The organism is Pedobacter sp. UYEF25 (genome assembly GCF_054061655.1).
The window spans coordinates 112,997-139,988 of the sequence record NZ_JBSSEL010000005.1 but is presented as its reverse complement, the minus strand read 5'-3'; the positions used below and the strand labels follow the sequence as shown (position 1 = coordinate 139,988).

Annotated in this window: 18 protein-coding genes and 1 pseudogene; 13 read left to right on the top strand and 6 right to left on the bottom strand. The window is 38.8% G+C overall.

What is annotated here, in order from left to right; all coding sequences use genetic code 11:
- Nucleotides 1-131: 131 nt before the first annotated feature.
- On the bottom strand, nt 132-647 hold the full coding sequence (locus ACVWYG_RS07045; RefSeq protein WP_457269542.1) for a sulfite exporter TauE/SafE family protein: 516 nt from the start codon (nt 645-647) through the stop codon (nt 132-134).
- A 628-nt stretch (nt 648-1,275) separates the two neighbouring features.
- A complete protein-coding gene (locus tag ACVWYG_RS07040; RefSeq protein ID WP_457269467.1) occupies nt 1,276-1,722 on the bottom strand; it encodes a hypothetical protein in 447 nt (148 codons plus the stop codon).
- A gap of 412 nt (nt 1,723-2,134) precedes the next feature.
- On the opposite strand from ACVWYG_RS07040, the gene ACVWYG_RS07035 reads away from it, so the two are divergent.
- The 4 genes and pseudogenes from ACVWYG_RS07035 to ACVWYG_RS07020 all read left to right on the top strand — a co-directional run.
- Nucleotides 2,135-5,782, top strand: coding sequence for a CheR family methyltransferase (locus tag ACVWYG_RS07035; RefSeq protein WP_457269466.1), 3,648 nt, complete (start codon nt 2,135-2,137; stop codon nt 5,780-5,782).
- 51 nt (nt 5,783-5,833) lie between these two features.
- Nucleotides 5,834-6,211, top strand: a complete 378-nt coding sequence (locus ACVWYG_RS07030) for a response regulator (protein ID WP_457269465.1) — start codon at nt 5,834-5,836, stop codon at nt 6,209-6,211.
- A 420-nt stretch (nt 6,212-6,631) separates the two neighbouring features.
- Complete coding sequence (locus ACVWYG_RS07025; protein WP_457269464.1) at nt 6,632-6,868, top strand: VOC family protein; 237 nt, start codon at nt 6,632-6,634, stop codon at nt 6,866-6,868.
- 75 nt (nt 6,869-6,943) lie between these two features.
- Nucleotides 6,944-7,168 (top strand): annotated as a pseudogene (locus ACVWYG_RS07020) (VOC family protein); the annotation flags it as partial.
- Between the two features lie 355 nt (nt 7,169-7,523).
- Here ACVWYG_RS07020 and ACVWYG_RS07015 read toward each other — a convergent pair.
- The 4 genes from ACVWYG_RS07015 to ACVWYG_RS07000 all read right to left on the bottom strand — a co-directional run bounded on the left by ACVWYG_RS07015 (nt 7,524) and on the right by ACVWYG_RS07000 (nt 10,798).
- A complete protein-coding gene (locus tag ACVWYG_RS07015; protein ID WP_457269463.1) occupies nt 7,524-7,760 on the bottom strand; it encodes a hypothetical protein in 237 nt (78 codons plus the stop codon).
- Between the two features lie 376 nt (nt 7,761-8,136).
- The gene (locus tag ACVWYG_RS07010; RefSeq protein WP_457269462.1) at nt 8,137-9,051 is read right to left on the bottom strand and encodes a helix-turn-helix domain-containing protein; all 915 of its coding nucleotides are present in this window, start codon (nt 9,049-9,051) and stop codon (nt 8,137-8,139) included.
- Nucleotides 9,052-9,070: 19 nt separating this feature from the next.
- The gene (locus ACVWYG_RS07005) at nt 9,071-9,808 is read right to left on the bottom strand and encodes an SDR family oxidoreductase (protein ID WP_457269461.1); all 738 of its coding nucleotides are present in this window, start codon (nt 9,806-9,808) and stop codon (nt 9,071-9,073) included.
- Nucleotides 9,809-9,820: 12 nt separating this feature from the next.
- Nucleotides 9,821-10,798 carry an aldo/keto reductase gene (locus tag ACVWYG_RS07000; protein ID WP_457269459.1) on the bottom strand — a complete coding sequence of 326 codons (978 nt, stop codon included), beginning with the start codon at nt 10,796-10,798 and terminating at the stop codon, nt 9,821-9,823.
- Nucleotides 10,799-11,347: 549 nt separating this feature from the next.
- Here ACVWYG_RS07000 and ACVWYG_RS06995 point away from each other — a divergent pair.
- From ACVWYG_RS06995 to ACVWYG_RS06955, 9 genes are all read left to right on the top strand, one after another.
- Nucleotides 11,348-11,608, top strand: coding sequence for a hypothetical protein (locus tag ACVWYG_RS06995; protein ID WP_457269458.1), 261 nt, complete (start codon nt 11,348-11,350; stop codon nt 11,606-11,608).
- A gap of 118 nt (nt 11,609-11,726) precedes the next feature.
- The gene (locus ACVWYG_RS06990; protein ID WP_457269457.1) at nt 11,727-12,212 is read left to right on the top strand and encodes a YkgB family protein; all 486 of its coding nucleotides are present in this window, start codon (nt 11,727-11,729) and stop codon (nt 12,210-12,212) included.
- 57 nt (nt 12,213-12,269) lie between these two features.
- On the top strand, nt 12,270-13,649 hold the full coding sequence (locus ACVWYG_RS06985) for a hypothetical protein (RefSeq protein ID WP_457269456.1): 1,380 nt from the start codon (nt 12,270-12,272) through the stop codon (nt 13,647-13,649).
- 1,286 nt (nt 13,650-14,935) lie between these two features.
- Nucleotides 14,936-16,426, top strand: coding sequence for a xylulokinase (locus tag ACVWYG_RS06980; protein ID WP_457269454.1), 1,491 nt, complete (start codon nt 14,936-14,938; stop codon nt 16,424-16,426).
- Between the two features lie 15 nt (nt 16,427-16,441).
- Nucleotides 16,442-17,770 (top strand): xylose isomerase, encoded by a 1,329-nt coding sequence (gene xylA / locus ACVWYG_RS06975; protein WP_457269453.1) that lies wholly within the window; start codon nt 16,442-16,444, stop codon nt 17,768-17,770.
- A 955-nt stretch (nt 17,771-18,725) separates the two neighbouring features.
- A complete protein-coding gene (locus ACVWYG_RS06970; protein ID WP_457269452.1) occupies nt 18,726-19,949 on the top strand; it encodes a DUF2264 domain-containing protein in 1,224 nt (407 codons plus the stop codon).
- A 95-nt stretch (nt 19,950-20,044) separates the two neighbouring features.
- Nucleotides 20,045-21,919 carry a glycoside hydrolase family 35 protein gene (locus ACVWYG_RS06965; RefSeq protein ID WP_457269451.1) on the top strand — a complete coding sequence of 625 codons (1,875 nt, stop codon included), beginning with the start codon at nt 20,045-20,047 and terminating at the stop codon, nt 21,917-21,919.
- A 135-nt stretch (nt 21,920-22,054) separates the two neighbouring features.
- Complete coding sequence (locus ACVWYG_RS06960) at nt 22,055-24,133, top strand: sulfatase-like hydrolase/transferase (RefSeq protein ID WP_457269450.1); 2,079 nt, start codon at nt 22,055-22,057, stop codon at nt 24,131-24,133.
- 51 nt (nt 24,134-24,184) lie between these two features.
- Nucleotides 24,185-26,536, top strand: a complete 2,352-nt coding sequence (locus tag ACVWYG_RS06955; protein WP_457269449.1) for a family 20 glycosylhydrolase — start codon at nt 24,185-24,187, stop codon at nt 26,534-26,536.
- Nucleotides 26,537-26,992 lie beyond the last annotated feature (456 nt).

Here is a 26,992-nt window from a genome sequence, read left to right as displayed (position 1 = left end):
ACTTTAACGTTCTATCTCATGCTGAGCAGCGGCGACACTAAAAAGCCCTGCTAAATAAATCCTTTGATTATGTAATTATCCAGGCCCTCCTGGTCGTCGGTCAGAGAGTCTGTCTTGTTTAATTTATTATTTCAGATTTTGTACATAAAATATCCGATAGCACCGATAAAACTTACTGGTAAGAAATAAGCTTGAAGAGTCGCCCTGAAGTCATTCGCACTCCATTTTCTCATCTTGCCATAAACAATAAGTGGGAGACCGTTCACGCCAAAAGCACCTCCCAATATACCTAAAACAGAACCGCAAATAAAAAGGCATATTTTGTAATCCTTTTTTATAGTTGTATAGCAGATTCCCCAAAATATAGCATAGAGCGCATATAAAATAATCAATACACCTAAACAAATTTTTATAAAGAACCGGTTTCCATAACTTAAGATCAATAAACCAAACGGTATACCTAAAATGGCAAAAACGATAAGCCATTTAGCGCTATCGAAATGTATTTGGCTATGATCTTGAATAGCTACGACCATTGTAATTAAAATTGAAGTAAAAACAGAAATTGGTACAGCAGAATTTATTGGGATAAAAAGTACAAATAAGGGGACAGCGATTAAAGATTCGCCAAACCCAAATGCACGGATAAGCTTTAATCGAATTCGAATCAGACCATAATGTTTCTACTATCCTCATTAAGCCGGGCAAATCTAAAACCTGCCTTAAAAAATTTCTTATTAATTGCTTGAAGATGTTGCAAAGTCAATAACGCATGAGTTCACTTTCAGCAAAAATAAACAAATCGGTGTTTTCTAGTTTACGTCACAGTCTTTATCATATCCGAGTCTTCTGATGAAATATCTGTCACGAGAGACCGTCCGGTCCACTTTTATAGGGTTTTTTAATCTAAGTCCGCAAATCTGTCTGAAATTTAAGCAGCTTATTAAATTTTAAGGATCGTTCGATGCTATTGTTTTATACACTTGTTTTATACCCGGGGGAGGTAGCTGCCAAATTTGGAAAAGAGCTTAAAGTCCGATTGGCGATAATTATAGCTAGGTTAGTAAGAAGTCCAATAACATAATGGATCAGGCTTTAAACCTTTTTTATCAGAGATTTTTAATTTATGGGTTACTTGTTGATTGACCAGAGATTTTTTCTTTTCCTATCTATCAATTCAGATTTTGGTAATGTATTCTTATACGCTCTGAGACTTTGTATCTTTTGATATTGAAACAACCGCTATAAATGTTGTTTTCCTACTTTTCAGGAAATCTAATCCAACTTGGGGCAAATTGATGTATTTGTTTCTGCCAGGAAAACATTTAGGGATGGTGTTTTTAAGAAGACAGATAACAACTGCTCTTCACTGATAGGTTTGTTAATGTAGTCGATAACCATTCCAAAGTCGGCCTCTCGTTTGATGTTGTCTGGCGAATAAGACACCATGATGACCCATATAGAATATGCCAAAGGATGAGTTTTCAAATGCTCTATCATACCCCGCACGTCAGCAATAGGCATGCTGATGAGGATCAAAAACATGCTATCCTTTTTTTGCGGCAAGGAAATATACTCAAGGGGAAGACTTGTAGAGAGAAAAGTAGAAATAGATATAGGATTCAGTAATTTCAGAACATCCTTGTGTCTGGACAAAACATTGATATCGTCATCAACCAGCAGAATCTCATTTTTATCTTTCCGGAATTCGGGCTCGCGCATTTCTAGGTAATTGTTGATAGTACTTACAAGTTTATATCTGTTGGTTTTTCGTAAACTAAAAGTTTTTTTTAAGTCGTCAAAAAATCTTACATAAAATTTTTTTTTATTATCGATTAAATCTCGGATTTCCAAGTTGGAAAATCTGAATCATTGAAACATCTGTCAAGAAAATGATCAATAATTACTGGAATTTCCACCAGGAGTACCATGACCTCCCCGATTGGGCAATCTAAAAAATGCACTATGTCTTCAAGTCAATTTCTTTGCATTAAATGAAAAATGCTGTATTATAACGTGAAAATAACATATATTCGTTAGTTTTTATCTTGCTTCCCACTAGCCCAGAAAGACTTTAGTTTGACATCATAAAATTTCTAAAGTTACTAAGAATTTTAACCATAGGATTTAGACCATGCAACCTGCGTCAGATCATACAAACCTGTCGGTTTCCAAACTGCAATTTCCTGTCGTGGGCATCGGGGCATCTGCAGGAGGTCTGGAAGCTTTTAAACGTTTGGTGGGCACGATACCCGAGAGGTCGGGAATGGCCTACGTATTTGTGCAGCATCTGAGCCCGACATATGTAAGCAATTTAACAGAGATCCTTCAAAAATCCAGCAGGGTCCCGATACAGCAGATTAGGGACAATGTGCACCTTGAACCGGATATGATCTATATAATACCCCCGGGAATGATGTTGACGGCAATGGATGGTATGCTTAAGCTAAAGCCCATCACGGATAAAAAGATAAAGATCATTGATCTTTTCTTTTCCTCTCTGGGGATCGTCCACCAGAGCTTTGCTGTCGGCGTGGTCCTATCGGGTTCCTTGAACGACGGTACTCTTGGCCTTCAGGTGATTAAATCAAGTGGTGGACTTACGTTTGCACAAGACGATGATGCAGCGTTTGACAGTATGCCAAATAATGCCATAAAATCCGGAGCTGTCGACTTTATCCTCCCCGCCGATCAGATCATACCGAAACTGGTAGCCATCAACCATCCCTTTCCCGCTGATTACACAAAACAAGAGATCAGAAAAGGGCCCCATGAGGACGAACAAGTTCTTCGAGAGCTGCTTAATGTGATTCGGTTAAAAAGCAGTGTTGACTTTACTAACTATAAGCAGAGCACGATCAAAAGACGCATAATGCGTCGTATGGCATTGAACAGGATAGAAAAAGCTAAGGAATATCTTGAGTTTCTCAGAGGCAATAAAAACGAACAGGATGCACTGTACAATGATCTGCTAATTTCTGTGACTAGTTTTTTCAGGGACACAAAAAGTTTTGAGCTGTTGTGCAGCATTATATTTCCAAGGCTGCTTGATCAAAAACCGGGAGATGAACCGTTAAGGATCTGGGTGGCGGGCTGCGCCACCGGTGAAGAAGCCTATTCCATGGCAATATGTATCCATGAATATCTGGGGGATAAAGGTGAAGTGCGGAAAATACAGATCTTCGCGAGCGACGTGTCAGCTGTTGCCATTGCCCAGGCGCGCTCGGGTATTTACCAGTCAGCAGATCTGGAGGGTATCTCCCCCGTACAGCTTAAACATTATTTTACCAGGCTCGATGGCAGTTACCGGATCAACAGGGACATAAGGGAGATGTGTGTGTTTGCCCATCATAACTTACTGAAAGACCCTCCGTTTTCAAAAATAGATCTTTTGAGCTGCAGGAACGTACTCATCTATTTTGGCCCCATATTACAAAAAAGGGTTCTTTCCATTTTTCATTATGCACTGAACGAGACAGGGTATCTGATGCTCGGAAAGTCTGAGACCATAGGGTCAAGCACCGATCTTTTTACACCCACCCATCCACGCGAAAAAATCTACCGGTCGAAAGGCGGGCATGGAAAATATATAAATGTATCCTCTGCCAAGAGCGAACGGTCACTAAGAGACATAGATCAGGATAGTCAGAGTAAAGGCAGTGCAAACGACCTGCATAAACTGGCCGACGAAGTTTTGCTGTCAAGATATATGCCTGCCAGTGTCATCGTCAATCAATCGTTTGATGTAGTTGAGTTTCGGGGAAAAACAGAGCCCTGGCTTGCGCTGCAAACCGGCAGGGCAAGTCTCAACATCTTAAAAATGGCTAGAGAGGGGCTCTCATTTGAGATTCAGCTTCTGCTGAACCTAGCTAGGGCCAAGCAGGTCTCCGTAAGCAAAAATAATCTTTCCTTCAATAGCCATGGACGGCAATATGTTAATATAGACGTAATGCCTCTAGCGGATGACCCGGAAGATTTTTATCTGATAGTCTTCCATGCCGTTACCAACGTGGGTAGAAAGACGCTAAACTCCTCAGGCGGCTCTAAAAAAGCCAACGCTGCTACGGCACTGCGCAATGAACAACTTGAGAACGAGATCACACAGACTAGGGAGAATATGCGGGTAGTCACTGAAATCCAGGAGGCTGCGAATGAGGAGCTGCAGAGCGCCAATGAAGAGCTGCTCTCGGGTAACGAGGAACTGCAGAGCATGAATGAAGAACTAGAAACCTCCAGGGAAGAACTGCAGAGCAGCAATGAGGAGATTACCACTGTAAACAGGGAGCTGATCGAACGCAACGACCAACTCAACAACTCCCGGCGCTATACCGAAGAGGTATTCAATACCATTTATGACCCTCTGATCATTCTGGACAAAGAACTTAGAGTCCTGCGGGCAACGGAAGGCTTTTATAACATGTTCAAGGTTGATGAACAGGGTACGGAAGGATGTTTTTTATCTGACCTCGGAAATGGACAATGGAACATTCCAATACTCCGCAGACAGTTGGAGCGCGTGTTGCCTAAATTGGGCTCTTTCAAAGCGTTTGAGGTAGATCACGTTTTCAACGTCATCGGGCGCAGGGTGATGGGACTGACCGCGACTGAGTTTGAAAGCCACATGCACGAAAAACTGATCCTACTCGCCATCCATGACATCACAGATAAGAGAAAAGTGGAGGACGGGCTCGTCGAGGTGGAGCGCCTGTTGGCCGAAAGTAAGGAAAGGCGTTATTTTGCCCTCGACTCTGCAGGTGTGGGAATATGGGATCATAACCTGATCACGGGAGAAATGGTCTGGGATAACAGATGCAGGAAGCTACATAGGATCGATCAAAGAAAAGCCATCGATTACGCTGTTTTTCTGGGGCTGGTAGATGCCCGAGACCGCCACAAAATCCAAGAGACTATCCTGCAGGCCATACGCTGGAAAAAAGGCGAAACATTTGACCTAGAATACCGTATCGAGGGATCCGATGATCATAACGTTCGCTGGCTAAAGTCCAAGGGCAAAGTTTATTTTAACAAGAAAAAAGAAGCCACGCGATTCATAGGGACCGTTCTTGACTTTTCGGTAGAGAAAGCTTTTCAGGAACAGATCAAAGAGCTGTTGATCAGGAAAGATGAGTTTATGAACATTGCCAGCCATGAACTGAAAACACCAATCACCAGTCTCAGGGCCATTGTACAGATTCTGGCCAAATTTCTCTCAAAGAAAGAGGATCTAAAAGTCCACGATCTCGCGCAGAGGGCCATCAAGCAGATAGATAAATTATCTTCACTGGTTACAGACCTTTTAGATGTAACCAAGATCCAGTCAGGACAGTTGGAGCTGGAAAAATCAAGCTTCTCTATTATCGAACTGATTGAGGAATGCGCTGAGCAGTTGGGGGAGAGACCAGAGGGCTACAAAATTGCAGTGATGGGCCCGAGAGAGATCCTGGTTTATGCAGACAGGAACCGGATAGAACAGGTATTGATCAACCTAATGACCAATGCGATCAAGTACGCCCCAACTAGCAATTTGATGAAAATCGGGGTGACCCACCACGATGGCGATGTTGAGGTCACGGTAACAGATTTTGGGATAGGTATTAGTCACAGTGAGATCCCTTTTGTTTTTGACCGTTTTTTCAGGGTAGAGGAATCATCGAGGTCTCTTAAGGGCTTGGGGCCGGGTTTATATATTTCGGCTGAAATCGTAAAGCGACATAAGGGAGAAATCGGCATAAAAAGTGAGCCGGGTGAAGGTTCTACCTTTTGGTTTACAATCCCTGTTTAGCGAAAGCAGATTTTTGCACCGTAGTTTTATTTCAAAGCCATAGGATCAAAAATGAACAAAATATTGATAATTGACGATGACCCTAATCTACTAGCAGTATTGAATGAATGGTTTTCAGATGGGGGTTTCGAGACAATGGCCTTAGCACAATCGAATGAGGTTTTCGATGTAATCGAAGCATTTGGACCAGACATTATACTGATCGATTATCTGTTAGCTGGAATAAATGGCGGCGAAATCTGCAGCCAGATCAAAAGCTCCATCAAATATCGTCATATTCCCATAGCCATTCTTTCCGCTTATCCTAAAGTATTTCTGTCTCTGGGAAGCTATAATTGTGATCTGTTTGTAGCAAAGCCTTTTGACCTTTATTCTTTGACCCAGAAAATACACCAGTTAATCAGCACAAAACAATTTTCCGGGCATTAGCAGCAAGTAGATGGTGGATAAAATGTGGAGCTTGATACTGCCACACAATAATTTACCAGATTTACGACTGTAAACAAATATTGAGGTTAGGCAATAGCTTGCATCACCGATGACTCAGGAATAAGAATCGAAACATCTTCCATAGGTATAAAAGTAAATCAAATGCTTGTCGCAATCAAACCATAAAGTTGTCGTTGACGCTACTCATTAATTTCATATAAGATTCCCATGTTTGTATTGCAAGTTTAACCTTAGGTGTTTATGAACAAAAAATGGAAACAATGAAAAAGGAAGTTTTTATCAATCTGGCAGTTATAGATCTCAAAAAGTCTGTTGACTTTTATACAGCAATTGGCTTTAAAAATAATCCTCAATTCACAGATGAAATTTCTATCATGCTCTTAACCCATCCAAAATTTTGTGAGTTTACAAAAAAAAATTGCCGATACCAAAACAACAGTATCCGTAATTAATTCTACGGCCGTTGATAGTATCGACGCGGTAAATGACTTTACGGCAAGAGCTTTAAAAGCAGGTGCGAAAGAGCTTCACGAAGTAAAAGACAATGGTTTTATGCAACAAAGAAGTATGGAAGATTTAGATGGCAACCTTTGGGAAGTGCTTTTTATGGATTTCTCAAAGTTTACTCAAAAATAATTTGAGCTGAAGAAAGAAAATGAAATGATTAAAATTTACCGTTGCTTATGCTTTGATTGACAGGTCAAAGCTGCAGCAGAGTTTTATTCTTCCATCTTTAAGAACTCTAAAATAACCAGATATAGTCAAATGGTGGTAACACCTGACCTGAATGGAAAAAAGTTTATGGTTTTAAATGGCGGACCTACATATAAATTTTTGCCGGCAACTTCTTTTGTGGTAGAGTGCGATACACAGGAGGAAATTGATTTCTATCGGGAAAAGCTAGGAGATGGCGGCATTTATAATCAATGCTGTTAACTCGATCCTATTGGTCTGGCTGATGAATATTTCTTTCTCGTTCAACTATCCAATAATTAAATACTTTGGAATAATTATTTTTTTTTGCTGAAATTAGATTGCTTCGTAAAAATTATTTTCTTCACTATCGGGAAACGACAACACAATATTTTTACCTATAGCAAAGTTCGAATAATTAAAACTGCTACTTTTCATAATGAATTTAGTTTGTTTGCGTACTTACTGTCAAATAATTTCCCGCACGGTCATAAAATGACCCCCTTGTATCTGGGTCGCCATCTTTATTTATTGGTTCTTCTATAACTTCGCAACCGTTTTTAATTGCTATGGCAAATGTTTTGAAAACGTCAGGCACCTAAAGATGAAGCATTATTTTGTTTGCAAGATAATTTTCAAGGCTGTAGCTAATCATTATTACGGTATCATAAATTTGTAATTCACAATGGGCAATTTTTCCATTATCTCTGTCAAAGCGTCTGAACTGCTTTGCATTAAATAACTTTTTCACTAAGTCAACTAATTCTTGTGCATTATCTACAATTAAATATGGCGAAAGTGAATTATAATTTTTCGGTTTGTATGCTGTACTCATATTCTGTAGCTTATTTTTATATTTTATCGTTTTACAATGACAGCTGATGAGTATATATGCGCTTTAATATAGCGCCTATTTTTCAATTAAGTTAACCAAATTTATCCTAAGATTCTAAATTTTCAAACTATCCAATAGTCTTTTTACAAAACCATTTTTTTGCATAAATAAACATAATACATGTTATAAAGACCACTTGTTTTCGAAAATCTGACTAATGATAATGCAAGTTAAATTCACGAAACGGTAGAATAGCAATAAATAAAACCCACTTAATCAAAAAAAATGGGGAATTGTGAGAACTATTATTGATTTGTAATTATTGTCAAACCGATGTTATAGGAATTGGCTTTTTATAATTCGCTTTCTGCCGTCGTTAATTAAATGAATGTTTGAATTCCAATGGCGAAAGATTTGTCTTTGTCTTGAAAAGTTTGCTAAACGATTGTGAATGTTCAAAGCCCAATTCATAAGCAATTTCTGAAACGGAAAGATTTGTAGTTGATAATTTTTCTTTAGCTTTTTCTATGATTGCGTTTTGAATGTATTGTTGTGTGTTTAGTCCTGTCAATGAACGCAACATATCGCTTAAATAGCGTTGAGATAATTTTAATTCCGTGCTGATATATTTCACGGATGGTAAGCCACTTTTCAAACTGTTTTCATCTTCAAAATAACTATTTAAAAGTTTGTCCAAAGAAGTTATGATGTCGTGATTGATTGCTTTCCTCGTGATAAATTGCCTGTTGTAAAAACGATTGCTGTAATTCAATAACAATTCTATTTGCGATACCAAAACATCTTGACTGAAGCTGTCTATATTGTAGTCTAATTCACCGGCTATTGTAGCAAATAAATTGGCTATGATTTCCTTTTCCCTTGCCGATAGAAATAAGGCTTCTGAAACATCGTATGAGAAAAAGCCATACTGATTTATTGTGCTTGCTAACGGATAATTTCGGATAAAGTCCGAATGGAAATACAAAGCAATCCCTTCATAGCTTTCTATGTCTTGCGGTGGAGAAACGATTTGTTTTGGCTTCAAAAATGCTAATCCGCCTTCTTCAAAATCATAATATCCTTGTCCGTATTTTATGTGTCCTGTAAATGTCAGCTTAAAGGAAATTTTATAAAAATCAAGACTTACTTTTTGCCCTTTTGGAAACATTTCAACAGAAACGTTATTATAATCAACCAATGCAATCAGAGGGTGCAAGGGTGCAGGAACTCCCAAGAGACGCACCAGTTGCGATATACTTTTTATGTGATTTATGTTAGATTGTTGTTGCATTTTTCGTTTACGAATTTAATCAATTTTGTTTTGACGGGCGAATAACTATATCGCCAATTTCAACATCGTTAGGTTGGCTTAATGCATAAATCACAGCTTTAGCAATAGCCAATGGATTTATGGCAATTTGTTCCATTCCTTTTTGAATAGTTGTTTTCATTTCTTCGTTTTTTATGTTGTTCGCAAAGTCTGTTTTCACAAATCCGGGCGAAATGCCTGTAATGCGTATGTTTCCGTCTGACTCCTGACGAAACGCTTCTGCGATAGTGCGAATGGCATTTTTACTTCCTGCATAAACCCCTTGCATTGGCACAATCTTTATTCCCGAAGTTGAAATGATGTTGACGATGTGCCCCGATTGTTGTTGTTTGAAAACGGGAATTGCAGCTGCCATTCCATACAAAACGCCTTTGAGGTTAATGTCAATCATTTCTTCCCAACCGTCGATATCCAGCCCGTCAATGCGGCTTAATTGACTTACACCTGCGTTGTTTATGATAACGTCTAAACTTCCGTATTCCTCAACTGCTGTCCTCACCAATCGGACTAAATCGGCTTTATTCTTTACATCAATTTTAGCACAGGCGGCTTCACCACCTGTACTTTTAATTTCTTCAACAATTTGTTGTAATTGTTCTGTTCGCCTTGCACCCAAAACAACCTTTGCGCCATTTTTTGCTAATTCTATTGCAATGGCTTTGCCCATTCCACTACTTGCACCTGTAATAGCAACTACTTTTCCTTTAATATTTTGCATCTCTATTCCTTTTTATTTGTCTATTTGTTTTTCTAAAAATTCAGGATAGCGGTCGCCTACAAGTGTAATTCCATTTACTGTTGTATCAATTTTTGCAAGCTCGTCGGCTGTTAATATAACATTTGCACTGCTAATGTTTTCTTCTAAACGATGCAATTTTGTAGTTCCAGGGATTGGTGCTATCCACGACTTTTGAGCTAATAGCCAAGCTAATGCTAATTGTCCAGTCGTAATATTTTTTTGTTTAGCAATCTCAGATAGCGCATCCACTAGAACCAAATTAGCCTTAATGTTTTCTTCGCTGAAACGAGGAATAATGTTTCTACGGTCGATATCCTCTAATTTTTTGTTTATTATACCTGTGAGGAACCCTTTGCCCAAAGGACTGAAGGGAACGAAACCAATTCCTAACTCTTCTAAGGTAGGTATGATTTCATCTTCTGGCTCACGCCAAAACAAAGAGTATTCGCTTTGTAAAGCTGATACAGTTTGAATTGAATGTGCCTTGCGAATGGTTTTAACGCTTGCTTCCGATAAACCGAAATATTTTACTTTGCCCTCTTGTATCAGGTCTTTTACTGTTCCTGCAACATCTTCTATCGGAACATCAGGGTCAACTCTGTGCTGAAACAACAAATCAATGTAATCTATTTTTAGCCTTTTTAGAGATGCTTCGGTTACTGCTCTTATAGTGTCGGGTCTGCTGTCTAAACCTACTGCTGGTCTAGCATCTTTACATCCAAATTTTGTGGCGATTACTATATCTTTTCTATAAGGTTGTAATGCCTCGCCAACAATTTCTTCATTGGTGTAAGGTCCGTAGGCTTCTGCGGTATCAAAAAATGTGATACCTCTTTCGACTGCGTTGCGCAGTAGTGTTATGGCATCTTTTTTATCAAGTCCTTTGCCATCCAAAAAGTTTAAACCCATACAGCCAAAACCCAGTGCGGAAACTTCCAATTCGCTATTTCCTAATTTTCTCTTTTGCATACTTATTTTCTAATTGTTTATAAAATTAAATTTCAAATACAAAATTCCTGATTGTCGTTCCATAAAAAGTAGCCGAATTGGTAATTGTTGTAGTCCGATTTTCAAACATTTCTTAAACACTATAAATTAGTCCGCTACCTTGATCTAACGATTGGATAGTTGCCATATCATCGGCTAATAACCCAAAGTCAAATACATCAAAATTTTCCTTAATTCTTTTTACATTTGTTGATTTCGGAATAGCAACGACTTATTTTTGAAATTAACCATCGTAGCACCATTTGAGCAACACTCTTACTATATTTTGTTTAAAGTGCTTTTAAAAGTGACTGATTAAAAAGATTATTTTTACCATGAGCAAAGGGTGCCCACGATTCTAATTGGATACCTTGAGATTTCAAAGCTTTCTGAATCTCTGTTCTTTGGGAAAAAGGATGCGTTTCCAATTGATTGCAGGTATCACACTATGCTGTTCAAATAAATTCTGGATCTGATTCATATTGAGACTGCAGAAATTCAGATGTTAAGCCAGCATAAAACTCCATTAAAATGACTCCAAGAGAAAACGATAATCATTGCGAAAAAGTTACTCGTCTTATAGAGCAAAAGCAATTTGAGATACTTTCTACTGAGGATACAGGGAATTTGGAGGATCATTTGTCACAATGTCCTGAATGTGAGATTTGCCAAGGGCAAAGCGAGCTAATAAACAATCTTTATCGTAAATTTTTAACAGAGCCTGTTACAAAACCTTTGCTTGAGGGTGATTTTATAGAATCATTGAAAAGTAAGATTAACAAGAAACTTTAGTAGAATTAAACAGTTCTCAAAAAAAAATAAAAAAAAATGTAAGGGTTTCCCGAAGGCTACGTCTAAATGATAAACTGCAAAGTTTTAGCAGCTCAATTATTTAACACAGTCTAATCTCATGGAAAATTTAAGCACAAACACAAACTCGCAAAATTGGGCAAACCTGCAAAAATGGGGGTTCTATTTAATCCGTTACGGATTGGCCTTAGTGCTGATCTGGATAGGCATATTAAAATTTACTCCTTACGAAGCAGAAGGAATTGCACCTTTGGCAAGCAATAGCCCCGTCATGTCCTGGCTTCCTTCAATGCTTGGAGTTGTAGGATTTGCCAAATTGTTGGGCGTGATAGAAATTACAACCGGTCTGCTAATATGTTGCAGACCGTTTATGGCTATACTCTCTGCCTGGGGTAGTGTTGCTGCAGCAATCACTTTTCTTATAACACTTACCTTCCTTTTCTCTACACCTGGCATTGTGCAACCCGGGTACTCTTTTCCTTTTATTTCTCCGATGCCAGGCCAATTTATCATAAAAGATGTCGTGCTGCTAGGCGCGTCTCTTTACACAGCGGGAGAGGCTTTCACCGACGCCGGTGGAAGATAACTACAAATTAAAGCTGATAAAGATTAAAAACATTTTTTACATCAAATAAAATAAATTATGACTACGTTAAAAAGTAAGTTTACCCTACTATGTACAGTGGCAGTAAGCTGGATGCTCTTAGTGAGCAGTTGCAAAAAAGATTATTACCAACAAGGCACTAACGGCGATGTTGTAGGTTTCCTTTATACCAGTACGAACGGAGAAACCACCAACCAGGTGGTTAGATTTTCTCGCCATACAGATGGAACCCTTAGCGACGAAAAAGCTTTCAGCACCAATAGTCTAGGTGGGGCAAACGTAGCCGCTGGTGGCGATGCCCATGGCGATTTTGATGCCCAAGGTGGTGTACAAATAATAGGCAACTATTTACTGGCGGTGAACGCGGGCGGTAAAGATGTTTCGGTCTTCGGATTGAATAAAAAAACAGGCGATTTAACTTATAAAAACAAAGTTCCCTCTGGCGGTACGAGACCGGTAAGCATTAGCTATACGAAGAAAAATGGCAGTGCAGATGAGTACTGGTTGGTTGTGGGTAACCAATGGAACAATCCAAACGTTCAAAAAGACGGGGCGGCGATAGAACGCTATCCCAACGACGCGTTTTACATGCAAGACCTTAAATTGCCGGATGCAACTGATAACGAAAGAAACATCCAGCTCTTCACATTTAACACCAGTACCGGCACACTTGCCAGTATAAAGCAATTGGATAAATATGTACGTGAGAATGGCGGTCCAACTACTGTGAGTTTTAGTAATGATGGCACTAAACTGGCTGTATCTACATGGGGCATCGCACATTTTGACACCAAAGTTACTTCATTAGCCGAACAGCATGCGAGCCGCGTATATATTTATGATTTTGCAAACGGTAACGTAAGCAATGGTAGATATTTTGAAGAAGCAGGTATTGCCGGCACCATAGGTTTTAGTTGGGCAAAAAACAGCAATTCTAAATTGTTCGTCTCAAACTTTAACCTCATTCCATCCAAAATGGATAACAGTGTTACCGTTTTGACAGATGGTGGCTCATCCGTTACGAAAACTGCAAACTTTAGTGCAACGCCCGCCCTAGCGATCAATGAATCTTGCTGGACGGTATTGAATCCGGCAGGCGACAAACTTTACGTATCTAGTTTTCAAACAAGTCTTGTCTCAGCATTTAACGTAAATGGCACGACTTTGAATTATGCCTCTACTCAAGTTAGGGGAGATCTTGCTCCTAAAGGCGGTGATTCTAAAGAAGTTTGGGTGTCGCCCGATAACAAATATTTGTATAATACAGGGGCGCTCCAATCCTTTTCTGTAAACAAGTTTGACATCAATGGCAGCAACTTTACCTATAAAAAACAGTATATTCTTGCCACAACTGCAGACGGTGCCGGCGTTGCAGGGAAATATAATTTTTTAGGACTGGTTGGTTACGATATTCAATAATTTATCTTCATAGTGCTTTTTGATTGTTTTTAACAGGATATCCCACATAAACCGGGGTATCTTGTTTTTTATTGTAGTCATAATGGATCAGAGTGAAAGATACTTAAAAATCGAACGAATTTTTAATGTTTAGGACTCGCAATGTATGCTAGAAGTTGCAAATTTATCTGATAAACAAGAAAAATTTGAATTTTAGTGATTCAAGTGCGAGTTACATTAACTGTACTTTGGAGAAAGGCACAGAGACTAGTCACACTGACATGTTGATGCAAGTTTCTAAATCAATTATGCTTAACGAAAAAGGTAAGGTTGATGAGATTCGTTTTATCGATCATGATTTGGCTACTGGAATATATCCAGATATGAAAAAATATGGGTGGAAAATAGATGTGTAACCTGCTTTTTCAAGAGGATATTAAATGCTGACGTACTCACCGTTGGAACGCCAATTTGCCTTGGGGAAAAGTCTCCAGATGCCCAAAAATTAATCGAAAGACTTTATGCAATGAGTGGCGAAATTAACGAGAAGGGGAATATATTTTTTCGGTAGAGTAGGAGGTGCATTATACGGGAAACGAGGACGGGATAAAGAATTGTGCAATGGGTCTGATATCATTACAACATATCGGTTACACCGTTCCTCCCTAAGCAGATTGTGGGTGGATTTGAGAAAAATATTCCTAGATTATCTCTATATTTGAATTTAGAATTGTTGTTCTTTGATGGGATTTATTGGTGTGCATTTAGAGCGCATATATTTTTGTAAGTTGTAACTTATTGTTAAATAGATATTTAACAGGGATGGTTGGGGTCCCGTCCATTCCGCATCAAAAGGGTAAAAGCCTGTAAATTAATCAATTACAGGCTTTTTGGTTTGCTTGAAAGCATCAAATTATGAATTCAAAGAAAAAAGCCGCAACTAGGAATTTATTTTACTCAAGACAAAAATATTAATTCCTTTTTATCCTTCCAGCATTGCTGCAGCGCAGAAGCTTTAAAGTATCCTATGATTTATCGCATGAATGATTTTTTACAATGATGATTTTGAGCTCATACTAGTCAGAAGTTACTCAACTAAATTTAATTACGCGCCCAGTCTGGTTGCATCCCACAGTAGGAAAATAATCGTTTGTACTTAACCAAATGAGTAATAAGGGTATTTCAAAAGGCTGGTTATTTTTTTTAGCAAATTAAATAGAAGTTAAGAATTTACGCAATCGATTGCATTTTAATAAATTTAATTTTTAAGTTTGTTTCGAGAAGTTGAATTAAAGCAATTATTTAATATGTTGTTGTTAGGAATAGACATAGGTACCTCATCTGTAAAAGTCAGCGTTTTAAACGTTAGCGACCAAAGAGTAATTGCCTCTGCGCAATACCCAGAAAAAGAATCGCCCATTATATCATTGCAAACTGGTTGGGCAGAGCAGTCGCCAGAGATGTGGTGGGAACAAACGTGTGAGGCTATAGCTTTGTGCCATAACAAGGCTGGTTACAATCCTACAGATATCTCAGCGATTGGCATAGCATACCAGATGCATGGCCTTGTTTTGGTAGACAAAAACAAGAAATTGCTGCGGAATAGCATTATCTGGTGTGATAGCCGTGCTGTAGAAATTGGAAACAGGGCTTTTGAAGAGATTGGAAAGGAAACTTGTCTATCGCATCTGCTCAACTCGCCGGGTAACTTTACGGCTTCCAAACTGGCTTGGGTAAAGGAAAATGAGCCCGACATTTATAAAGAGATCGATAAAATAATGCTACCCGGAGATTACATTGCCATGAAGTTAACAGGCAAAGTAACCACATCTGCTTCAGCACTTTCGGAAGGTATTTTTTTCGATTTTAAAACTAGTGGACTTTCAAAAGATATAATTAATTATTTTGGTTTCGATGAATCGCTTTTTCCGGCAATAGAACCGGTTTTCTCTCAGCACGGTATAGTCAGGGAGGATATTGCATTATTGTTAAACTTAAAAAAAGGAATTCCTGTGAGCTATAAAGCGGGTGATCAGCCAAATAATGCGCTTTCGCTCAACGTATTGAAACCCAAGGAGGTTGCAGCTACGGCAGGTACTTCTGGCGTCATCTACGGCGTAAGCGATAAACTTGCATACGATCCAAAATCGCGGGTAAATACTTTTGCACACGTTAATTTTACCACCGCTGAAAAAAGATTGGGCGTTCTGCTCTGCATCAATGGCACGGGAAGCCTATATCGATGGATAAAGAATTCTTTTGCTCCGCATTTAAGCTATGAAGAAATGAATGTTGAAGCGAAGAAGGCACCTATGGGTTGTGATGGCCTGCGTATCCTGCCATTTGGAAACGGTGCCGAGCGGATGCTTGAAAATAAAAGCGTAGGCGCTCAGCTATCAAACATCGATCTAAACCTGCATACGCCAGCACATATTTATCGTGCCGCTCAAGAAGGTATCGCATGTGCATTTCGCTATGGTTTAGATATTATGCGCGGCAACGGCATGAATCCCGTCGTTATCCGAGCAGGAAAATCAAATATGTTCTTGAGCGAACTGTTTGCAGAATCTTTTGTAAATGCAACAGGGGTACCGGTCGAACTTTACAATAACGACGGCAGTATTGGTGCTGCTATTGGAGCGGGAATCGGTGCCAAATTGTTTTCTGATGAGGAAGCTTTTGCACATACAACAGTCATCGAGAAAATACACCCACAGGAAGCCCCAAGCTTTGAACCGATTTACCAAAGTTGGAAAGCTTTGCTAGAACAGGAAATAAAAAATACGTCAAATAGCTAACAAAAAATAATAATTATGTCGATAGTAACAGGAGAAAAAGAATTTTTTAACGGAGTAGGTCAGGTCAAATATGAAGGTCGGGAATCAGACAATCCACTCGCATTTCGTTGGTATGATGCCGAAAAGGTTGTTGCGGGTAAAACAATGAAAGAACACTTGAGGTTTGCATGCTCTTACTGGCATTCGTTTAATGGAAACGGCGCGGATCCCTTTGGCGGCGCTACGCATGTTTTTCCATGGGATGCAAAAGCAGACGCAATAGCGCGTGCGAAGGACAAAATGGATGCCGCATTTGAGTTCATTACCAAAATGAGTTTGCCATATTACTGCTTCCACGACATTGATGTGGTGGATTACACCAACGACGTAGCAAGCAATGAAAAGAGATTGCAAACCCTAGTAGACTATGCCAAGCAGAAGCAAGCGGAAAGTGGCGTAAAGTTGCTATGGGGCACGGCAAATGTGTTTAGCCATAGCCGTTATATGAATGGCGCATCTACAAATCCTGATTTTAAGGTATTGGCACATGCCGGAGCCCAGGTAAAAGCAGCTATTGATGCAACAATTGCCCTTGGCGGCGAAAATTATGTTTTCTGGGGTGGCAGAGAAGGCTATATGAGTTTATTAAACACGGATATGAAACGCGAGCAAGAACATCTTGCTAAGTTTTTGCATTCGGCTAAAGATTATGCACGCAAACAAGGCTTTAAAGGTACTTTTTTCATCGAACCAAAACCATGCGAGCCAACCAAACATCAGTATGACTACGACGCGGCTACTGTTTGCGGTTTTTTGCAGAAATATGATCTTTTAGGGGATTTTAAGCTCAATTTAGAAGTAAACCACGCCACACTTGCGGGCCATACTTTTGCGCACGAATTGCAGGTTGCGGTAGACAATGGATTGTTGGGCTCGATGGACGCGAATCGAGGCGATATGCAGAACGGTTGGGACACTGATCAATTCCCGAACGATGTGATGGAGGTTGCAGAATATATGCTTATTATTTTAGAGGCAGGCGGTTTTGCAGGCGGCGGGATAAATTTTGATGCCAAGATAAGACGTAACTCTACCGACCCTGCAGATCTTTTTTATGCACACGTTGGAGGAATGGATGTATTTGCCAGAGCGCTAATCATTGCAAATGATATCTTGAAAAAGTCTGATTACAGAAAGGTAAGAGCAGACCGCTACGCTTCTTTTGATAGTGGTGCAGGTAGCGATTTTGAAAATGGCAAGTTGTCTTTAGAAGATTTACGCAACTATGCAGCAAGCAATGGCGAACCTGCAAAAACAAGCGGTAGACAAGAATACTTAGAGAATCTGATAAACCGATATATTTAATCAGGTTTAAGAAAAGCGATATGTTATAGAAAAAAATAATTTTCTCCCTGTGGTCGTGTGGATTCTCATTTACGCCATCATGGGGAGAATTTTTAATTCATTCTTTTTAAATATGTCTTTAAAATTTATAATCCAACGAACTTTTCAAATCGAACCTAAACCATCTTTGAGCTAGTTAATAAGTTAAAAATGAATCGGTTTCTCGACAGTTCCAAAACGTTTCAAGTGCAATTCTTACCAGACTTTCTTTTCCTTATCGAAAATATATAATAATTTTAACCGCCATTTTATGGTTCTCAATTTTGAAAAACGCTACATTGACTTTTTGCTGTTCCTGATACGGCAACAATTTACATCTGCCAGTAATAGAAAGTTCCCTATCCACTTTCAATAGCACTTTAGCGCACTCACCGTCGCTTTTTGCCATTTTAAATATAATTGGCGCTTAATTTTTTTTATAATCAAACAGCCTAATTCAGTAGGTCTGGGGGAAATGTTGCTATAATACGACAACGAATCGCTAACATACTTGCACACAATACGGCTATTCAACGATACCTTGCGCTGCGAAGGTTGACCCTATTTTAACTTGAATCAGAATTTCTACTTAAATAAAGTTTTTTGCTTCAAGGTTGCTCACGGTTTATCAAACCCAAAGGATATGATGTGGAGAATACATTTTTAAGTTGGCGTTTAGTCAAACAGTCCAAATCTGATTAGTATCTATAGACTTGGGTTTTTAGCGATTTAAAATTAGACCATTGCCAACATTGTATTTACGAAGGTCATTTTACTTGAGAATCCCTGTCTTATAAAATCATAAAGTATAAGCAGATTCTTCAAGTTCGAGCTTTTAAATCAAATGTAATGTCTGGCCCTATGGCAGAATTTGCATTTGCCTCGGGAAGGAAATAGAATTTTATAAGTTACCATTGTTTACTTTCAATCACATCAAATGAAATACAAATTACTTGCTGTTATGTTGATGTTCTTCTACATGGCCAATGCACAGAATAGAAAAGCAACAACAGGTTTAGAAGATCGAGCATTCTGGGTTAAAAGTTTGTATAAAATCGCTTATCCGGTCATACATAATCTTGCCAACGGAACCTTAAAGAAAAACATGCCTTTAGAACATAATCCAGATTATGCTTTAAATTTAAGGAAGGTAACTTATTTAGAGGCGATGGGTAGAACCGTTGCTGGTGTTGCACCTTGGTTGGCTTTACCAGATGAGGAGACAAAGGAAGGCAAAATGCGCAAAACAATGCGTCTAGAATTGTTAAAAGGTTTTGCAAATTCGGTTAATCCGGCAAGTCCAGATTATATAAGTTGGGGCAGCGAGAGCCAGCCAATTGTCGATGCAGCTTACGTTGCGCTTGCATTTTTACGGGCGCCAAAAGCGTTGTGGGAGCCTTTGGATGATGCGACTAAAAGGCGCTTCGTGGAAGCATTTAAATCGTTAAGGAACCGTAGTGGTGCCTACAATAATTGGTTGCTTTTTGCAGGTTTAAACGAGGGCTTCCTAATGAGCATCGGCGAACAATATGATCCGGCAAGAATTCAGTTTGCCATTAACAAAATGAAAGAATGGTATGTTGGCGATGGCTGGTATAGCGATGGGGCTAAGTTTAGTATGGATTATTATAACTCATATGTTATACATCCGATGCTGGTTGCTTTATCAAAAGTACTTTTAGATCATAAACGGCTCGCTCATGCAGATTTTGATTTGAACGTTAATAGGATGGTTCGATATTCTGAGTATTTAGAGCGCGTTATTTCGCCCGAAGGGACTTATCCTGCAGATGGTCGTTCAATAACTTATCGTACTGCTGCATTTCAAGCGTTGGCCCAAACTGCCTTAATGGAAAAGCTGCCTGAATACATAAAACCTGCACAAGTGCGCTGCGCGCTAACCAAGGTAATGCATAATATGTATGACGGTGATCAAAATTTTGATAAAGGAGGTTGGTTGGTGTTGGGTTTTAACGGGCATCAACCAGAAGTTGCAGATTATTACACTTCTACCGGAAGCCTGTATATGGCAACTTTATCTTTTTTAACACTTGGTTTGCCTGCTGATAATAACTTCTGGATAGATCCTCCAGCTCCGTGGACAAGCGTAAAGGCATGGACCGGAGCCCCGTTAAAAAAGGATTATAAAGTAGCGTATTAAAGAAAATTATTTAAAGAAGCATCTACTAATATTATACTTTTGATGCATCATTGAAAAACAAAAAGGTTAAATAGATGGCTTTTAAAAAAATAAGAATGAAAATAAGCATAGTGTTGATATTGTTATTTACTTGCTTCTCTGCAAAAATAGAAGCGCAATCTAAAAATGAGAACTCCTCACACACGTTTGTAATTGCTGATGGGGCTTTTCTTTTAGACGGAAAACCGATTCAGATACATAGTGGAGAAATGCACTATGCGCGAGTTCCTCAGCCATATTGGCGCCAGCGACTAAAAATGATGAAAGCCATGGGATTAAATGCTGTGGCAACTTGTGTATTTTGGAATTATCACGAAGTTGCACCTGGCGTCTGGGATTTTAAAACAGGCAATAGAGACATTGCAGAATACATTAAAATTGCGCAAGAAGAAGGACTTTTTGTAATTCTCAGACCCGGGCCGTATGTGTGCGCCGAATGGGAATTTGGGGGTTATCCTTGGTTTTTGGCTAAAGTGCCGGGCATGGTTATTCGTACCGATAACCCACAATATTTGGCAGCGACCAAAGCTTATTTTACAGCGCTTTATGGGCAGATTAAAAATTTACTGGTCACAAATGGTGGTCCTATAGTAATGGTTCAGGGCGAAAATGAATTTGGGAGCTACGTAGCCCAGCGAAAAGATATCCCACTAGAAGACCATAAAAAGTACAGCGCCGCAGTATTCCAACAACTAAAAGACGTGGGTTTTAACGTTCCATTTTTTACTTCTGACGGCAGTTGGTTATTTGACGGTGGCGCTTTGCCGGGCGCTTTGCCAATGGCGAATGGAGAAGACGATGTAGACAAACTTAAACAAGTAGTTGATAAATACCACGATAATAAAGGTCCTTATATGGTTGCAGAATTTTACCCAGGTTGGTTAGACCATTGGGCTGAGCCTTTTCCATTGGTTTCTACTCAAAGCGTTGTTGATCAAACAAAAAAATACTTAGATGCGGGCGTTTCCTTCAATTACTATATGATTCATGGCGGCACAAGTTTTGGTTTTACATCTGGTGCTAACTATGACAACAAACACAACATTCAGCCTGATTTGACGAGTTATGATTACGATGCACCCATAAGCGAAGCTGGTTGGCCGACCGAAAAGTATAACGCATTAAGAGATTTATTGAAAAACCAAACAACACCCGCGGTTCCTCCAAGAATCCCGGTTATTAAGTTTCCAGAAATAAAACTCAGCGAATCTATTGATTTAGAAGAAGTTAGAAGTAATATTGTTCCGATAACCAGCAATCAGCCTTTGTCTTTCGAAGATTTAAATCAAGGACACGGTTATGTTTGGTATAGCCGTAAGTTCAAACAGTCCATAAGTGGTAAATTAGAGCTTGCCGGCCTTAGAGATTACGCAATTGTTTACGTAAATGGAACAAAGGTTGCAGAATTGAACAGCTATTATAAAAAATACGACTGTGATATTGATATTCCTTTTAACGCCACTTTAGATATTTTGGTAGAGAATATGGGGCGAATAAATTATGGAGCTAAAATAGTAGAGAGTAAAAAAGGCATTATCTCTCCCGTAATTGTAAACGGGCAAAAAATTACGGGAAATTGGGAAATGTATAAATTACCAATGGACGTTGCGCCTAAATTAACCGCTGGAAAATCAAAAGCCGAAATCGATCGTCCTTCCATTTACAAAGGCGCTTTTCAATTGACTAAAACCGGCGACACTTTTTTAGACATGAGCGATTGGGGTAAAGGAATTGTATTTATCAATGGAATTAACATAGGTAGATATTGGAGTGTTGGTCCGCAACAAACCTTATATGTTCCTGGCTGCTGGCTAAAAATAGGCAAGAACGAGATTGAGGTTTTCGAACAGAAGAACGAAAAAATCCATAGAACAATTACCAGCCTAGAGACACCAATTTTGCAAAACTTAAAACCAGAAAAAGGCATGTAAATCGAGCGTAACGTAAGACATTACAAATTTGGCAAAGGCTCGGCACTTATCAGCAAGTAGCTAACATCAACAAATCGAGAAAAAACAAAAAATTGAGGCAACTATTCGATTAAAATAGTCTCTTTTATTTGAAATATGGAAAATTATAGAAGTCTCTTCTTCGTGTTTAGCTTTTCTATCGCGTGTCTTCTTTCTGCTAATACGGATGTGGAGGCGCAGCAAAAACCCAATATCATTTACATTTTGGTTGATGATTTGGGGTATGGTGATGTTGGCGTATTGTTTCAAAATCAAAAAAACAAAAACCTGCCTGCTTTATCTTCTCCGCATTTGGATGAGATGGCTAAATCTGGCGCCATTTTAACGCAGCAATATGCAAATGCACCAGTTTGTGCGCCTTCTAGGGCTTCTTTATTAACGGGAGTCAACCAAGGAAATGCACCTGTTAGAGACAATCAGTTTGATAAAGCTTTAGAAAATAACCACAACATTGCCACTGTATTAAAAGGTGACGGTTACGCGACTGTTGCTATTGGCAAATGGGGTTTACAAGGTGTAGATGAAAAGCAGAAGCCAAATTGGCCTGCACATCCACTAAAAAGGGGATTTGATACCTATTATGGTTACATGCGCCACTCAGATGGCCACGAGCATTATCCGGTTGAGGGTGTTTACAGAGGGAAAAAAGAAGTTTGGGCCAATTATACGGAGGTTTCGAAAGGTTTGGCAAAGTGTTATACCACAGATTTATGGACTGCCAAAGCCAAAGACTACATTGCAGGTTTTGAAAAAAATAAAAAGGATAAAAAGCCATTTTTTATGTATTTGGCATATGACGCTCCTCATGCAGTTTTGGAATTGCCTACTCAAAAATATCCCGATGGAGGTGGTTTAACAGGTGGCCTACAGTGGCTTGGAAAACCAGGCGAAATGATCAATACAGCTTCCGGAACCGTGGATCATTATGTGCATCCAGATTATGAAAATGCTACTTATGATGATGATAAATTACCAAATACGCCCAAGGTACCCTGGCCAGATACTTATAAAAGATATGCAACGGCAGTTAGACGTTTGGATGATGCCGTTGGCGATATCCGGAAATTATTATCAGATTTGAAGATCGACAAAAATACCGTGGTTGTTTTTAGCTCTGACAATGGACCTTCAATAGAATCCTATTTACCACCTTCATTTGTCCCAAACAAACCTACTTTTTTTGAAAGTTATGGCCCTTTCGATGGAATCAAACGTGACGTTTGGGAAGGAGGTGTGCGGATGCCGGTTTTCGTGGTATGGCCAACACATATCGCTGCGGGTAAAACGGTCAATATGCCGTCAATGCTTTCGGATTGGCTGCCCACTTTTGCGGCGATTGCTAAAACCCCAATACCAGCAAGAATTACGGGTATATCGCTGCTTCCCGCACTCACAAATATCGGAAAGCAAGAGAAAGGTTTAGTTTATACAGAATATTTTGAGTCGGGAAGTACCCCAAATTTTAATGAATTTGAACCCAATCACGCCAATAGAAAGCGGAATCAAATGCAAATGATTCGGTTTGGCGATTTTGTGGGGGTGAGATACGACGTAAAATCTGCCGAAGATAAATTTGAGATTTATAATGTTGTAAAAGATCCCAAAGAGATAAATAATCTTGCTAAAAAAGCAGATTTCCACAAAATGCAGAGTCAAATGCAAGCCAAAGTTTTGCAGGTTAGAATGGCAGATTTGGCAGCGCCGCGTCCGTACGATGAAACACCTATACCAGGAGTAAATGTACCTAAAAATCTGAAAAACGGGCTGAAATGGTCTTTTTTTAAGGGTGATTTTAAGTATGTTCCTTCGTTAGATGCAATTAATCCCGACCGGGTTGGAGTGGTTAAATCATTGTCTACCATAAATAGTAAGCAGCCCGGTATGGTGCGATATACCGCCTTAATTAAAATATCAAAAAAAGGCCTTTATACCTTTAAACTTGCCACACAGGGAAAATCTTTTGTTAAGCTGCATGAAGCAAATTTACTTGATGCAGATTTTGATTATCATGCCGGGCAAACGATCGAAAAAAGCATTGTACTCGCCGAAGGATATCATCCAATCACAATTTATATGCTAAAAAGTAAGGTTAGTCAAGAATCCCTTAAACTCCAGTTTAAAGTTGCAGATGGAAAATGGAATAATTTAGATGAGCGGAACAGTTTCTATTTATAATAATGTAAGCCGCAAAATGCTAAGCAATAAATGCTTAACTCAATTGTAAATATGAAAAGAACAGCATGGTTAATTATTTTGTCGATTGCTTTTTATAGCCCTCTTTTTGCCCAAACGGATAGCAATTTAGTAAAATCAGTACCAGAAATCCAAGCATTGAACGCTAGTGATACAGAAATTTCTTTTCCCCTTAGTCCAGATGGATATCGCGTGGAATTAGTCGGAACGGATCATAAACCTATTGTCAGTCATTTAGGGAAGATCACAAAGCCACTCGTCGCGACTAAAGTTAACGTATATTTTCAGTTAATTAGCAAGCTAACAGATACCATTAAAACTGATTTTTCCAGAGAAGTTATTGTGCAAGGTAAATTTGGCAATAGGGGCATAAATGCTCAACCCTTTGTTATTCCCTCGTTACGAGAATGGCATGGCGCCGAGGGTTCTTATAGACTATTGCCGACCTCAAGAATTGTTATTAGCAAATTACATTCATCAACTTTAAACAAAGTTGCAGGCGTTTTACAAAAAGATTTGAAAGCACAGACTGGGTTTGTTATTAAAATAGTCACCGCAAACCCAAAAAAGGGAGATTTATTTTTAACACTTAATGAAAAGGATTCCTCGATCGGAAAGGAGGGCTATTATTTTAATTCAAGCAGCTATATAACAATTAGTGCTTTAAAATATGAAGGGTTATTTTGGGGTACAAGGACTTTGCTACAGTTGCTAGAACAGAATATTTCAATACCTAAAGGGGTTGCCAGAGACTATCCGGAATTTAAAGTACGAGGATTTGTATTGGATGTTGGGCGCAAATTTTTTAGTTTAAGATTCTTGCAAGACTATGTTAAATTTATGTCTTACTATAAAATGAACGATTTTCAAGTTCATTTAAATGACAATGGCTTTAAAAAGTTTTTTAATGATCATTGGAACGAAACTTATTCTGCCTTTCGCTTAGAAAACACTACCTATCCAGGCTTAACTGCAAATGACGGCTCCTATAGTAAAAAGGATTTCATCGCTTTACAACAATTAGCAAAAACCTACGCAGTTCATATTATTCCAGAAATAGACGCTCCGGCACATGCACTCGCTTTTACAAAAACCATTCCCGAAATTGGGAGTGAAGCATATGGAATGGATCACCTCGATCTTCACAATCCGCTTAGCATTACGGTGATGGAAAATGTGTTTAAAGAATATCTTTCTGGCAAAAATCCTGTTTTTATCGGTGATGAAGTCCACATAGGCACAGATGAATATGCAAAAAAAGACGCGGAAATTTTTAGGGCGTTCACCGACCATATGATCAAATATATTGAAGGTTTTGGAAAAAAGGTAAGATTATGGGGAGCACTAACACACGCAGCAGGAATTACCCCGGTAAAAGTTAAAAATGTGACGATGAATACTTGGTATAATGGTTATGCCAATCCAACAGAGATGAAAAAACTAGGGTACAATCAGATTAGTACGCCTGATGGATGGTTGTATATTGTGCCGGCTGCGGGTTATTATTATGATTATCTTGATGTGAAAAATATTTATAACAAATGGACGCCTTCTATGATTGGCGATATTCAGTTCCAGCCCGGAGATACGACTATTTTAGGAGGTTCTTTTGCCGTTTGGAATGATATTGTAGGCAACGGTATTTCAGAAAAAGATGTTCATGATCGCGTTTTTCCCGCTATGCAAGTGTTATCTGAAAAAATGTGGGTAGGAAACCATACCGGCCTTGGTTTTGAAGAATTTCAGGGAAAAGCGGCAAATATAGGCGAGGGACCAGCTTCTAATATTAGGGGAAAAATCGGGACAAAGGACTCTGGTCAAATTGCAAAATTTGCTTTTGATAAAGCAGATAAGCGATTAAAATACACCAACACCAAGTTTACTAAGGGTATAAACGGCAACGCAATAGTATTTTCTGGAAATAAAAGCTATGTCACATTGCCAATCAAAGAAATTGGCTATAACTACACCATATCATTTTGGATTCGACCCCAAGCCAATCCAAACAGCGATATAACAATCTTCAAATCTGAGAATGCTTCTTTTAAATTGAAACAGAACCAGAGCGGAAAGCTAGGGTTCTCTAGGGAAGGTTATGATTATGATTTTAATTATACCGTACCTGAAAATATATGGACAAATATTGTAGTTACAGGAACAAATAAAGGAACTAGTCTATACGTCAATGGAAAATTACAAAAGAAACTTTATGACAATTGGATTCAATACAATGATTCAAATAAAACAAAGGTTAGAAAAATGGAGACTTTATTTTTTCCACTGAATAAAATTGGATTTTTTAATGGCACTATTGACGAGCTCAAAATCTGGAACAATATTTTGTCAGACGAGGCCATTATGCATAATTTTCAAGGTTTTCGATAAATTGACCATTTTGAAGTTCCATCTAAGCCGTGAAATTGGATAGAAAAAACCTGTTTTCAAATATTAGTCACCCTGCCCGACAATGCAAAGTGGGTGATGGTGATTGTTTTAATTTCTTACAGAAGCTAATATTTTTTGTTTTTCAAGCTCAAAAAACACTTCATGGCGCAGGTAATTTTTTTAGAATAAACTGCTTAGAATTATACTTTTAACCTCGAAGAAAGTATGGGAAATCTATGGCTATTGACTTTTAAGATTCTGGAATTAAATGCTATGATACGACAAGCATTTGTCAATATCGCACAAATTTATTTTTTAATATTGGTTAATTTCGTTCTGCACAAACTGAGAAAATTTCTTCTATGGAAATCACTTTATATAATTGTAAAAGAACATCGATCCAATCTGCAGAGACAGCGCAACTTCAGCATATAAATTTATGCCGGAAGCCATTAA

Bases quoted from the DNA above. Each gene is read 5' to 3' on its own strand.
- ACVWYG_RS07040 (WP_457269467.1), bottom strand. From the start codon at position 1,722: ATGCGCGAGCCCGAATTCCGGAAAGATAAAAATGAGATTCTGCTGGTT.
- ACVWYG_RS07035 (WP_457269466.1), top strand. From the start codon at position 2,135: ATGCAACCTGCGTCAGATCATACAAACCTGTCGGTTTCCAAACTGCAA.
- ACVWYG_RS07030 (WP_457269465.1), top strand. From the start codon at position 5,834: ATGAACAAAATATTGATAATTGACGATGACCCTAATCTACTAGCAGTA.
- ACVWYG_RS07015 (WP_457269463.1), bottom strand. From the start codon at position 7,760: ATGAGTACAGCATACAAACCGAAAAATTATAATTCACTTTCGCCATAT.
- ACVWYG_RS07010 (WP_457269462.1), bottom strand. From the start codon at position 9,051: ATGCAACAACAATCTAACATAAATCACATAAAAAGTATATCGCAACTG.
- ACVWYG_RS07005 (WP_457269461.1), bottom strand. From the start codon at position 9,808: ATGCAAAATATTAAAGGAAAAGTAGTTGCTATTACAGGTGCAAGTAGT.
- ACVWYG_RS07000 (WP_457269459.1), bottom strand. From the start codon at position 10,798: ATGCAAAAGAGAAAATTAGGAAATAGCGAATTGGAAGTTTCCGCACTG.
- ACVWYG_RS06995 (WP_457269458.1), top strand. From the start codon at position 11,348: ATGACTCCAAGAGAAAACGATAATCATTGCGAAAAAGTTACTCGTCTT.
- ACVWYG_RS06990 (WP_457269457.1), top strand. From the start codon at position 11,727: ATGGAAAATTTAAGCACAAACACAAACTCGCAAAATTGGGCAAACCTG.
- ACVWYG_RS06985 (WP_457269456.1), top strand. From the start codon at position 12,270: ATGACTACGTTAAAAAGTAAGTTTACCCTACTATGTACAGTGGCAGTA.
- ACVWYG_RS06980 (WP_457269454.1), top strand. From the start codon at position 14,936: ATGTTGTTGTTAGGAATAGACATAGGTACCTCATCTGTAAAAGTCAGC.
- xylA (WP_457269453.1), top strand. From the start codon at position 16,442: ATGTCGATAGTAACAGGAGAAAAAGAATTTTTTAACGGAGTAGGTCAG.
- ACVWYG_RS06970 (WP_457269452.1), top strand. From the start codon at position 18,726: ATGAAATACAAATTACTTGCTGTTATGTTGATGTTCTTCTACATGGCC.
- ACVWYG_RS06965 (WP_457269451.1), top strand. From the start codon at position 20,045: ATGAAAATAAGCATAGTGTTGATATTGTTATTTACTTGCTTCTCTGCA.
- ACVWYG_RS06960 (WP_457269450.1), top strand. From the start codon at position 22,055: ATGGAAAATTATAGAAGTCTCTTCTTCGTGTTTAGCTTTTCTATCGCG.
- ACVWYG_RS06955 (WP_457269449.1), top strand. From the start codon at position 24,185: ATGAAAAGAACAGCATGGTTAATTATTTTGTCGATTGCTTTTTATAGC.